General features: G+C 48.8%; 8 protein-coding genes, 3 pseudogenes and 1 riboswitch. Of the genes and pseudogenes, 5 read left to right on the top strand and 6 right to left on the bottom strand.

The genetic code is table 11. The annotated features are described in order from the left end of the window. The 3 genes and pseudogenes from F7Q90_RS27990 to F7Q90_RS22845 all read right to left on the bottom strand — a co-directional run. A partial coding sequence (locus F7Q90_RS27990) for an IS1 family transposase (RefSeq protein WP_151161042.1) occupies nt 1-66 on the bottom strand: 66 nt, incomplete at its 3' end. 132 nt (nt 67-198) lie between these two features. Then, entirely contained in the window at nt 199-1,620 is a 1,422-nt protein-coding gene (locus F7Q90_RS22850) for a helicase-related protein (protein ID WP_249042831.1), read from the bottom strand. Between the two features lie 529 nt (nt 1,621-2,149). Further along, a pseudogene (locus tag F7Q90_RS22845) lies at nt 2,150-3,052 on the bottom strand (integrase); the annotation flags it as partial. A gap of 68 nt (nt 3,053-3,120) precedes the next feature. Continuing rightward, nucleotides 3,121-3,215, bottom strand: a riboswitch (TPP riboswitch). A gap of 300 nt (nt 3,216-3,515) precedes the next feature. Here F7Q90_RS22845 and F7Q90_RS22840 point away from each other — a divergent pair. Further along, nucleotides 3,516-3,713, top strand: a complete 198-nt coding sequence (locus F7Q90_RS22840; protein WP_006119907.1) for a hypothetical protein — start codon at nt 3,516-3,518, stop codon at nt 3,711-3,713. Nucleotides 3,714-3,804: 91 nt separating this feature from the next. Next, complete coding sequence (locus F7Q90_RS22835) at nt 3,805-4,764, top strand: AEC family transporter (protein WP_006119908.1); 960 nt, start codon at nt 3,805-3,807, stop codon at nt 4,762-4,764. 47 nt (nt 4,765-4,811) lie between these two features. Here the strand turns inward: F7Q90_RS22835 and ahpF are convergent, their stop codons facing one another. Further along, complete coding sequence (ahpF, locus tag F7Q90_RS22830; protein ID WP_006119910.1) at nt 4,812-6,380, bottom strand: alkyl hydroperoxide reductase subunit F; 1,569 nt, start codon at nt 6,378-6,380, stop codon at nt 4,812-4,814. A 72-nt stretch (nt 6,381-6,452) separates the two neighbouring features. Then, the gene (ahpC, locus tag F7Q90_RS22825; RefSeq protein WP_006119912.1) at nt 6,453-7,016 is read right to left on the bottom strand and encodes an alkyl hydroperoxide reductase subunit C; all 564 of its coding nucleotides are present in this window, start codon (nt 7,014-7,016) and stop codon (nt 6,453-6,455) included. A gap of 336 nt (nt 7,017-7,352) precedes the next feature. On the opposite strand from ahpC, the pseudogene F7Q90_RS22820 reads away from it, so the two are divergent. After that, a pseudogene (locus tag F7Q90_RS22820) lies at nt 7,353-7,772 on the top strand (N-acetyltransferase family protein). A 32-nt stretch (nt 7,773-7,804) separates the two neighbouring features. Here F7Q90_RS22820 and apbC read toward each other — a convergent pair. Beyond that, entirely contained in the window at nt 7,805-8,917 is a 1,113-nt protein-coding gene (apbC, locus tag F7Q90_RS22815; RefSeq protein ID WP_006119917.1) for an iron-sulfur cluster carrier protein ApbC, read from the bottom strand. Nucleotides 8,918-9,090: 173 nt separating this feature from the next. On the opposite strand from apbC, the gene metG reads away from it, so the two are divergent. Further along, nucleotides 9,091-11,124, top strand: coding sequence for a methionine--tRNA ligase (gene metG / locus F7Q90_RS22810; protein WP_006119919.1), 2,034 nt, complete (start codon nt 9,091-9,093; stop codon nt 11,122-11,124). A gap of 230 nt (nt 11,125-11,354) precedes the next feature. Continuing rightward, nucleotides 11,355-11,528: pseudogene (locus F7Q90_RS22805) on the top strand (IS630 family transposase); the annotation flags it as partial.

Below are 11,528 nucleotides of genomic sequence, written 5' to 3'. Positions count from 1 at the left end.
GCTAAGGCCATGTCGATAAACATCATCGGAATCACAACGAGGGCAATGAACAGTAACTGTAGCCAGGAGGACACCTCAAATAACTGTAGGATATCACATAATCCAACTATTTAGAGGCATTACCAAAGTTTTAATGCTTCTTTTGACTTAACTATACAAGTGCGAATCAGATCAATAAAAAACTCTGATTCGGCAATTTTATAATAACGATTGAATTTCTAAGTAATGTAGTCCATCTTTTTTGAATGAACGCTTGATCAGTTCCTTATCCATTATGATGAGTTTATTCAGTTCATTATCAAGCTTAAGGTACTTTGAAAAATTCTTCTTGAGAAAAACAGCACTATCCCTTGAAAAACCCATCATTTGTAGATGCCATACTACTGGCTCGTTAGAACCAAACTCAATGAACTGTGACCAGTTTGCCCCTGGATTTCCTTGCAACACATAATTCAGAAGCTGACAGTAATGTGAAATATAATTTTGTAACTGGTAACCTACACGCAACTCAATGTCTTTTATAGTTTCATTAACTAATGCAGTTAAATGAGCAGGGTTTTCGCTGTCAAAAAGTACAGATGTGTTTTTAATATATATACTTTTGTTCTTTTTATAAGCAATTACCCCCGAGATAATTTCCTGTAGACTATTTCCGCGAATCCATTGAAACAGTAATACTGCATAGTATGGAATTGAATTCAAATAAAGATGTTCTCTACCTGTTGCAAACTTTTCAACTTGGTAAATATCGAATATTAAATTCAATTTTTCTTTAATTTCTTCGTATGTAGGCTGCCATGATAATTTCAGTTCATTAACTGAAAGGCTTTTTATTTTTTTAAAAGCATGATACTGCGAATCAATCGCAATATGACTATTTGCCAAAAGGATATTCATTGGCATGGTAATATTTTCAGTGCTTTTTTCTGCACTTAACAAAATTTCTGATTTTCCACTACTTTGGAAATAACTTATGAGAGGAAGTTCTTTAGAATCCCTCATAGTATCTATTCTTATCATATCTCCTAAAGTTCTAAGGAATTCAGCATTTTTAATATCTCCTGTTTTACCAGTCGTAATAATCTGGTGTAAATCGCTCAATCTTTTTTCGTCTTCAATATAGAAACTTGGCTTTAATGAAATGTTATTTTTATCAGACAGAAGGATATTATCAACAGCTTTTTTATTCCAAAACTTATTATCATCTCTAATACAAAAAATATCCCCTGACAATTCCATAGATAACCGACCAGCTCTTCCAGCCAAATTCCAAAAATCAACCGACTCTAAGGGGTTGGGGCCTTTTTTATGCGTAAGAATAAATACAGACCTTGCAGGTAAATTGACTCCCTCAAGTAGGGTTGATGTACAGAATAGATAATCAATATTTCCTATTTTGAAATGATGCTCAATTAAATCTCGAATCGATTGGGGCAAGTTTCCAAAGTGGAAGGCAACACCATAGTTGATTGCTTCTGCAAGTTCATAATTATCATGAACAAAGCTTCTTATCTCAGAAGATATTGCTAAATTTAAAGGCTTTGTTTTTTTCTTATTAACCTTGAGATAATTGATAAAACTACGTGTTCTCTCAAGAGAGCTTTCTATCCCCCCCCGCAATAAATTATTTTACTTTTACCATTATTTAATTTATAGATAACATCATTTGCACTCGTGTAAGTATTGGAGATCTCATCTATTTTTTCAAGCGACCTTTCCTCGGTATTAACATAGCTAAAGCTGCCATTTAAGAGATCAATAAAATACATGTTCTGAGTAGTTGCACCTTCTGTGTTTCTATATACCGAAGCGTTTTTTCTATCAAACAAACTGTTAAATATTTCAGGATTCGATAAATTAGGTGAAGAGAAGAATAACCTTGCCTCAGTATTTTTACTAATTGTTTGCTCTATAGCTGAATAAGTAACAAGACTTCTCGAATCATTTTTTGTTGTTAGCTTTTGAGCTTCATCTAGGCTTTGTTGAATAATAGGTAATCATTCTGTTTTGTCTGCACTGTTTTGGTAGAAAACGCTGATGCCAGACAGAACACCGTCATACGCAAGCATGTAACGCATTGATTTTATGTTATCTGAAACAACCGTTTTCATAGTACCACAGCATAAAATCCATTTATTCAACAAAGCCCAATCAGGAAGTAATATCGCTGGCTGTCCTCATCAAATTTAATCTGTGATTTTTCCAGTTTTGCGATTTCGCCTCTCCTGGCTCCGGTGTATGCCAACAACAATGTAATCCACTTCAACCAGCCATCTGGCTGCTTGTGTGCCCATTCTACAAACTTCTTCATCTCCGCCGAACTATATGCACCAAATCTTGCTTTAGATGGTGCAGCCACTACACCATCAGTTGGTGACTTCATCAAAATGTCTTTGTTTTCTGTGAGAAAGGTCTTGAACAGCGATTTGTAGACTTTAAGATGCTTATTGATAGCCTCAACACCAACAAGCTCATCAGGTGGCACGTCATCACAATCTATCAACTGCTGAACATTCATCGAGCGATATGGTTGGACAACACGCTTAGGTAAATTCTCAACAACTTCCATTACCTGCCTAATGTCCTGTTTAGTGATCGCTGTTACATCCGTATTTTTCCCCAACACTACAAACAATACTTCAATGTAACGTTCATTTGCCATTGAGATCGATTTAGTCCAATTACGTCCCTTTTCGGCTTTGTACATACCCCAAGCATCAGAGAGAGTTAACACGTTTTCCGGCTCGGCTTGTGCCGATGGCCCCTCGATTTCAGCGGGAACAACAATCGGTAGGCTGGGTAACAATGGAACTTTCACACCCCTACGTTCTGACAAAATCAGGTTTGACACAAACTCATCAAGCATCGAGATCGGAGTTGCTAATGATTTAACAAAAGGAACATGTGGAGTGATGCGAACCATCAAAGCAGAGGCTTCGCGATAACTATCGGTAAGAAGGGATTTTTTAAACATCCTGCCATTTGAAAGCCGGATCTGTAGATAGTAGTTACCGTTTCGTTGAAACGTGTATGGTAGGGTTTTGTACCTCATGATTACGCTCTTTTTGTACCTTAGGTGCATTACACACGGACAAAAAGAAATGTAACCACATGAATACTAATCAGAATCTTGGAAACCTACGCTGGCATTATCCAGATCAGGTAATACGGGTTTTTCTCAGCCTTCACAAAGAAGGGCACCCCGAGTCATGTTACTCAGAGAAGAATAAGTAAGCCCCTAAATTTAAGCAAGGTGCTTATTCTTTTTTCAACCTGGCGGGCGAGACTTTTACATGATCCCGATCAACTCCCCACCGCACGAAAAAAGGCTTAATGCTGCGGGCTTAAAATTTGCACGTCAGAGCAGTAAAGGTATTTACGCAAGTAAATTATATCCTTCACCATTATCAGAATGCCCAGCAATAACAAACACCTGCCTACAACATCGCAACAATAAATCTTCATATCACGTAGTTAAAAATTACCAGAACACTTCATACTTGACAGGAAGCATGATGCGATTTTTAGCGCTTATCCCTCATCGTCACCGATGGACTGACATCACCATTACCCGTCAGGGTGCCCTTTCTCCTTCTGGCCGACACTATTATTCCACTTATCTTTCTGCCCGTTGTCAGCGTTGCGATGCGGTTATCCATCGGGTGTATTATCGCGATATCAGTGATGACCAGGCGCGCCGCTGGCTGGGGTAAATTCGCGGGTCGGGTACACGTTTTGCCAGGTTACGCGGCCGACGCAATTTGGTAGTCTTGCCCTTACTGAGTCACTGGACTGCTTACGCTTATGCCCTTCCTGCTGGATACATTAGGACACCAGATTTACCTGTCAGCCCCGCTGTTTATTCTTATTTTCCTGGGTTATTGCCTGACGAAATGGGGCAAATGGCCGCTGAGCATCAGCGAAGGCATGAACCGGTTTGTCTTTAACGTTGCCCTGCCCTGCATGCTGTTTCGCATCATGAGTGACTTTTACAACAGTCCCGCAGTCGATGTGCGCCTGCTTCTGGCATTCTTTGGCAGTTGTCTGCTGGTGTTTATCGTGGGCCGAATCCTTGCCTCGCGTCTGTTTCATCTGGATGGCGTGGCCGGCTCGGTCTTTGCCCTGGGCGGTGTCTTTTCAAATAACGTTATGCTGGGCATTCCGGTCGCTACCGTCCTGCTGGGCCCCGGTGCCTTGCCATCGGTTGCGCTGGTGCTGGTATTTAACAGTCTGCTCCTCTGGACATTACTCACCGTCTCGGTGGAATGGTCGAAACAGGGCAGTTTTTCCCTTCAGGGCTTTAAGCGCACCTTGATTAGCGTGCTCAGGAATCCGTTAATTATTGGCATCTTATCAGGCACCGCCTGGAGCCTGTTGCAGCGGCCGCTTCCCGCCATCGCCGCTGAACCGCTGCGCATGCTGGCGTCCATCGCCGCACCCTTATCGTTGGTCACTCTCGGCATGAGCCTGGCGCACTACCGGGTGCGGGTAGGCTTGAAAGAGAGTTACACGATTTGTGCGTTGAAACTGATTCTGCAGCCGCTGTGTGTCTGGGCGATCGCCTGGCTGACGGGTCTGCCTGCGCTGGAAAGTAAAGTGGTAGTGCTGCTGGGGTCGATGGCGGTCGGTGTGAATGTTTACCTGATGTCGCAGAAATTTAACGTGATTACCGGCCCCACGGCCGCCAGTATGCTGCTTTCCACCCTTTTTGCCGCGATAACCACGCCGCTGTGGATGATGTTAATGACGCTGGCCGGATATTAAAAAGCCCTGTAACACAGGTTACAGGGCTGGCTTTTGCACCGAAAAACTTAGTGTGCAGGTTGGGTGCGAATCAGGTAATCAAAAGCGCTCAGCGAGGCTTTTGCCCCTTCACCGCTGGCAATGATGATTTGCTTGTAAGGCACCGTGGTGCAGTCGCCTGCTGCGAAAACGCCTTTCAGGCTGGTTTCGCATTTTGCATCGATGATGATTTCACCCATCTTGTTGCGCTCAACCGCCCCTTCCAGCCAGGTGGTGTTAGGGAGCAGGCCAATCTGAACAAAAATGCCTGACAGCGCCAGTTCATGGGTTGTCTGGTTGGTGCGATCCAGATATTGCAGGCCGGTAACTTTGCTGCCGTCGCCTTTCACTTCGGTGGTTTGTGCATTCAGGATCACATCCACGTTTTTCAGGCTGCGCAGTTTGTCCTGCAGCACTTTGTCTGCGCGCATTTCGCTGGCGAATTCCAGCAATGTGACGTGTTCAACAATACCAGCCAGATCGATAGCCGCTTCCACGCCGGAGTTACCGCCACCGATGACGGCAGTGCGTTTACCTTTGAACAGCGGACCGTCACAGTGCGGGCAATAGGTCACACCTTTAGTACGGTACTGCTCTTCCCCCGGCACGCCCATGTTGCGCCAGCGCGCGCCGGTCGCCAGGATGATGCTACGGGATTTCAGTACGGCACCTGACGCCGTTTCAATGGCATGCAGGCCGCCTTTTGCCGCAGACGGAATCAGTTTAATCGCGCTCTGACTGTCAATCACATCAACACTGTAATCGTCAACGTGGGCACGCAGTGCGCCAGCCAGTTTGGCCCCTTCCGTTTTCTGCACGGAAATATAGTTTTCGATATCAACGGTATCCAGTACCTGTCCGCCGAAACGCTCACCCATCAGGGCGGTGCGGATGCCTTTACGGGCAGAATAGATGGCGGCCGCTGCGCCAGCGGGACCGCTGCCAATAATCAGCACATCATAGGCTTCGCGTTTATTCAGCGCTTCTGCTGCGCGCTTGTCAGCATTGGTGTCGACTTTACTGACGATCTCCGCCAGGCTCATGCGGCCCTGACCAAACTCTTTGCCGTTCAGGAAAACCGCCGGCACGCCCATGACATTCCGTTCCTGAATTTCGTTCTGGAACAGGCCACCGTCAATCGCGGTGTGGCTGATGCGCGGGTTCAGGACCGCCATCAGGTTCAGAGCCTGTACCACATCCGGACAGTTGTGGCAGGACAGCGAATAATAGGTTTCGAAATGGAAATCCCCATCCAGCGCCGCAATCTGATCAAGCAGATTTTGTGCTTCTTTGGACGGGTGCCCACCGGTCTGTAACAGCGCCAGCACCAGTGAGGTAAATTCATGACCCAGCGGCGAACCCGCAAAACGTGGGCCGTGATCCGCACCAGGGTTAGTGATTAAAAATGAGGGTTTACGCACCTGACGATCGTTCTCTTCACGAAAGCTGACCTTGTCAGACAGGCTCGCGATATCGACCAACAGATTGCGAATCTCGGTTGATTTTGCGCCATCATCCAGCGTTGCAATCAACTCCACAGGATTGGTGAGTTTCTCAAGATAAGCTTTGAGCTGCGTTTTTAAATTGGTATCAAGCATAGTGAGTTCCTGGTCAAAAAATCGGGTGCCGAAGCACCCGATGAGAAAATGATCGACGTTGCGATGCGGAAATTAGATTTTGCCAACCAGGTCCAGCGAAGGCGCCAGAGTCGCATCACCTTCTTTCCATTTGGCCGGGCACACTTCACCAGGGTGAGAAGCCACGTACTGCGCCGCTTTCACTTTGCGCAGCAGGTCAGACGCATCACGGCCAATACCTTCAGCGGTGATTTCTACGGCCTGGATAACACCCTGTGGGTCAACGATGAATGTACCACGGTCAGCCAGACCTTCATCTTCGCGCATGATGTCGAAGTTGCGGGTCAGCGCGCCAGTTGGGTCACCGATCATCGCATATTTGATTTTTGCGATGGTGTCAGAAGAGCCGTGCCAGGCTTTGTGGGTAAAGTGGGTATCAGTAGACACAGAGTAGATGTCCACGCCCAGTTTCTGGAACTCTTCATAGTGATCCGCGACGTCGCCCAGTTCGGTTGGGCAAACAAAGGTGAAGTCAGCCGGATAAAAGAAGAAAACACTCCATTTACCTTCAACGTCTTTCTCGGTTAATTCGATAAACTGGCCGTCTTTAAATGCACTGTTTTTGAACGGCTTAATTTTGGTGTTGATAATGGACATGTGATGGCCTCCTTTAAAATATGTGATGCAGCTTACAAATTTTCCGGGCCAACATCTAATAAGCCCTCGTTATCAATAAAATAAACGAAAGCTATCAAACGCCGATCGCGTTGATCGTTAAGGGAAAAAACCGCTTTTCTTACCTTCATTTACCCGCAAAAAGATATATTGCGTGCTTCCAGGCAATAACCCCTGTGCGTTAACTGAAGGCCGTTTGCTGTTTTCCCATAAGGCACCGTCGGTGCAGTGTACAAGGAAAGTGATGACATTTGTTCTGCTTTTACTTTTTTGAGAATCCCTGCCAGGGTTGTTAAAAGATGTTTAACGGAGCTTGATGTGCATATTCGATTATTTACAGAGGCCGACCGTCCTTTCCTGCGGACGTTGTTTCTGGCGGCCCGTCGGCATAACTGGGACTGGATCGCCAACGATGACTGGCAACTGGAAGACTTCGATCAGGTGATACTCGGCTAAACCGTTTTAGTGGCTGAGCTGGACGGGCATCGGGCAGGATTCGCGGGTCTGATGGAAAACGATAATTTCTTACACAGCCTGTATGTGGCCCCTGATTATCAGGGGCGCGGCCTGGGCAGTGCACTGCTTGAGGCCGTCCAGTCACGCTTTACATCAACCGGCGCGCTGAAGTGTCTGCAAATGAACAAGGCCGCCCAGACGTTTTACCTGCAACATGGCTGGAAAGTGATTTCCCAGGGTGAAAGCGAGCAAGGCGGCTATCTGTTAATGCATTATCCCTAGGCGTCGCACTATGAGAGCGACGCGCAGAAGGGTTAAAGCGCGCGGAAGGCGATATCGCCGGGAATCACCTCGCCCTGCCAGTAAAGCTGGGCGGCCACACGTCCGGCGAGCTGACGGTACAGCATCGCAAATTCACTGTCCGGCCGACGAATCACCGTTGGCTCGCCATCATCCAGATCTTCACGCAAATGAATATGCAGGGGAAGCTGTGCCAGCAGCCGCGTGCCATAGTCGTCCACCAGCCGTTGCGCCCCGCCAGTACCAAAAATTGGCTCATGGTGACCGCACTGGCTGCAGACGTGGATACTCATGTTCTCCACCACGCCCAGCACCGGGACGTTAACCTTTTCGAACATGACCATGCCTTTGCGTGCATCGATGAGCGCGATGTCCTGTGGCGTAGTGACCACCAGCGCACCGGTGACGGGCACACTCTGCGCCAGCGTTAACTGGATATCTCCGGTTCCTGGCGGCATATCCAGCACCAGATAATCCAGGTCGGGCCACTGGGTTTCGGTAAGTAACTGCATCAGCGCTTTGCTGGCCATAGGGCCGCGCCACACCATCGCGTTATCGTCGGTCACCAGATAGCCGATGGAATTGGTTGCCAGACCATGGGACATGATCGGCGCCATATGGGTGCCGTCAGGCGAGGTCGGGCGCTCTTTTTCACAGCCCAGCATGTTGGGCACGGACGGGCCATAAATATCGGCATCAAGAATGCCCACACGTGCGCCTTCAGCCAGTAACGCCAGCGCCATATTAACTGCGGTACTCGATTTGCCCACGCCGCCTTTACCGGAGCTGACCGCGATAATGTTCTTCACGCCGTTAACACCAGGGTGATTTTTCACGCGTTTCAACGTAGCAATCTCGTGACTTAACCGCCAGTCGATGGCCTGCGCGCCGCTCAGACGCAGTAGCTCAGCGCTGGTATCTGCTTTTAACGTCTCAAACGCACTGTGCCAGGCAAAAGGCATCCGCAGTTCAATATGCAACGTCCCATCCAGCAGCGCCACATGATGCAGCGCCTTCAGGGTAATAAGGTTACGTTGCAGCGTCGGATGCTCAAAGCCGTTCAGAACGCCGGCCACAACGGCGCGTAAAGCTTCTGGTGTATGTGGTTCCCGGGATTGCGCTGTCATCCCCACTCCTTTTCTGCTGTGCTTATGCTGTTTTTCAACGATGTAGTAACAATACTATCAGATGCCGATCGTTTCACGGGCCGCGCGGCGGGAAATCCCTTATGTTTACGCGGCTGTGCCCATCGGTTACCATCTAAGCCCGTTTTTTTACTTAACTGAAAGCTACGCAAACTATGACTCAAGTCGCAAAAAAAATTCTGGTAACCTGCGCCCTGCCTTACGCTAACGGCTCAATTCATCTCGGCCACATGCTCGAGCATATCCAGGCGGACATTTGGGTGCGTTATCAGCGAATGCGTGGCAATCAGGTTTACTTCATCTGCGCCGATGACGCCCACGGCACGCCGATCATGCTGAAGGCTCAGCAGTTGGGCATTGCGCCGGAACAGATGATTGCTGAAATGAAACACGAGCACGAAACAGATTTTGCCGGTTTTAACATCAGCTATGATAACTATCACTCAACGCACGGCGACGAGAACCGTGAGCTGGCCGGGCTCATCTATGGTCGCCTGAAAGAGAACGGTTTCATTAAGAACCGCACGATTTCTCAGCTGTACGATCCGGAAAAAGGCATGTTCCTGCCTGACCGTTTCGTGAAAGGCACCTGCCCGAAATGTAAAGCGCCTGACCAGTACGGCGACAATTGCGAGGTGTGCAGCGCGACCTACAGCCCGACCGAACTGATCGATCCGAAATCTGTGGTATCCGGTGCAACCCCTGTGCTGCGTGATTCCGAGCACTTCTTCTTTGACCTGCCGTCGTTCTGCGAAATGCTGCGCGCCTGGACGCGTTCTGGCGCCCTGCAGGAGCAGGTCGCCAATAAAATGCAGGAGTGGTTCGAATCCGGTCTGCAACAGTGGGATATCTCCCGTGATGCGCCGTACTTTGGCTTCGAAATTCCTGGCGCGCCGGGCAAATACTTCTACGTCTGGCTGGATGCGCCGATCGGCTATATGGGCGCGTTTAAGAACCTGTGTGACAAACGCGGCGACATCAGTTTTGACGAATTCTGGCAGCAGGATTCCACCACAGAGCTGTACCACTTCATTGGTAAAGACATCGTCTACTTCCACAGCCTGTTCTGGCCTGCCATGCTGGAAGGCAGCGGCTTCCGCAAACCCAACAACCTGTTTGTACATGGCTATGTGACCGTAAATGGCGCAAAAATGTCGAAGTCGCGCGGAACCTTTATCAAAGCCAGTATCTGGTTACAGCATCTGGATGCCGACAGCCTGCGCTATTACTATGCGGCCAAGCTTTCTTCGCGTATTGATGACATCGACCTGAATCTGGAAGATTTTGTTCAGCGCGTCAACGCCGACATTGTGAACAAAGTGGTCAACCTGGCGTCACGTAATGCCGGTTTTATCACCAAACGCTTTGACGGCAAGCTGTCCGCAGAACTGGCCGATCCGGCGCTTTATCAAACCTTCCTGGACGCATCCGAAAAAATTGGCGAGGCCTGGGCAAGCCGTGAATTTAGCCGGGCGATTCGTGAAATTATGGCGCTGGCCGATCTGGCTAACCGTTATGTTGACGAGCAGGCACCGTGGGTGGTGGCGAAGCAGGAAGGCCGTGATGCCGATCTGCAGGCTATTTGCTCCATGGGCATTAACCTGTTCCGTGTGCTGATGACCTGGCTGAAGCCTGTGCTGCCGTCGCTGAGCGAGCGAGCCGAAGCTTTCCTGAACAGCGAACTCAGCTGGGACGCCATTCAGCAGCCGTTGCTCGACCATCAGGTTGCGCCGTTTAAAGCCCTGTATGGTCGCATTGAGATGGCGAAAGTCGAGGGCCTGATTGAAGCGTCGAAAGCCGACGCGGCTGAAGCCAGTAAACCGACGGTCAGCGGCCCACTGGCGGATGCGCCGATTGGCGATACCATCACGATTGATGACTTTGCCAAAGTTGATATGCGCGTGGCACTGATTGAGAAAGCGGAACTGGTGGACGGCTCAGACAAACTGCTGCGTCTGGAGTTGGATCTGGGCGGCGAGAAGCGCCAGATTTTCTCTGGTATCCGTGCAGCCTATCCTGACCCGGCCGTACTCGTTGGCAAAATGACCATTATCGTGGCGAACCTGGCACCACGTAAAATGCGCTTTGGCGTCTCGGAAGGCATGGTGCTGTCTGCGGGGCCGGGCGGCAAAGACCTGTTCGTGTTGTCTGTCGACAGTGGCGCAGTGCCGGGTATGCCCGTTAAATAAGGCGTTCGCCCTTCCTGCATCTGATGGCAGGAAGGGCCGTTCTGCCTTACGCTGACAGCTGGCACGCCAGATCGTCAGTGCGTAGGATTACGCTCGTTGGAAACAGGAGCCTGTCATGCACACCGTGCTAAATAACTGCTCGGAATAGTAGATCACTTAGAGGGAACTCAGTCCGGTTTATGCGATCTGATCAATCGCTGAATATCCCAAATCACCAGCCGGACTGAGCAATGTCGATCATAGCACCAATACCCAGAACCGAACGACGCCTGATGCAGAAAACTATCCATAAAACAAAGGACAAAAACCACGCCCGGCGGCTCACCGCCATGCTGATGCTGCATCGTGGTGACACCGTCAGTCATGTTGCCAGAACACTCTGCTGTGCCCGCTCATCGATTGGT

Origin of the sequence: Pantoea stewartii subsp. stewartii (assembly GCF_008801695.1) — a bacterium.
In the GTDB taxonomy this organism is placed as follows: Bacteria; Pseudomonadota; Gammaproteobacteria; order Enterobacterales; family Enterobacteriaceae; genus Pantoea; species Pantoea stewartii.
Note: the sequence above shows the minus strand (reverse complement) of the source record. Positions and strands in the feature narration are given on the sequence as shown.

Bases quoted from the DNA above. Each gene is read 5' to 3' on its own strand.
- apbC (WP_006119917.1), bottom strand. From the start codon at position 8,917: ATGACAGCGCAATCCCGGGAACCACATACACCAGAAGCTTTACGCGCC.
- F7Q90_RS22840 (WP_006119907.1), top strand. From the start codon at position 3,516: ATGCGATTTTTAGCGCTTATCCCTCATCGTCACCGATGGACTGACATC.
- metG (WP_006119919.1), top strand. From the start codon at position 9,091: ATGACTCAAGTCGCAAAAAAAATTCTGGTAACCTGCGCCCTGCCTTAC.
- ahpC (WP_006119912.1), bottom strand. From the start codon at position 7,016: ATGTCCATTATCAACACCAAAATTAAGCCGTTCAAAAACAGTGCATTT.
- ahpF (WP_006119910.1), bottom strand. From the start codon at position 6,380: ATGCTTGATACCAATTTAAAAACGCAGCTCAAAGCTTATCTTGAGAAA.
- F7Q90_RS22835 (WP_006119908.1), top strand. From the start codon at position 3,805: ATGCCCTTCCTGCTGGATACATTAGGACACCAGATTTACCTGTCAGCC.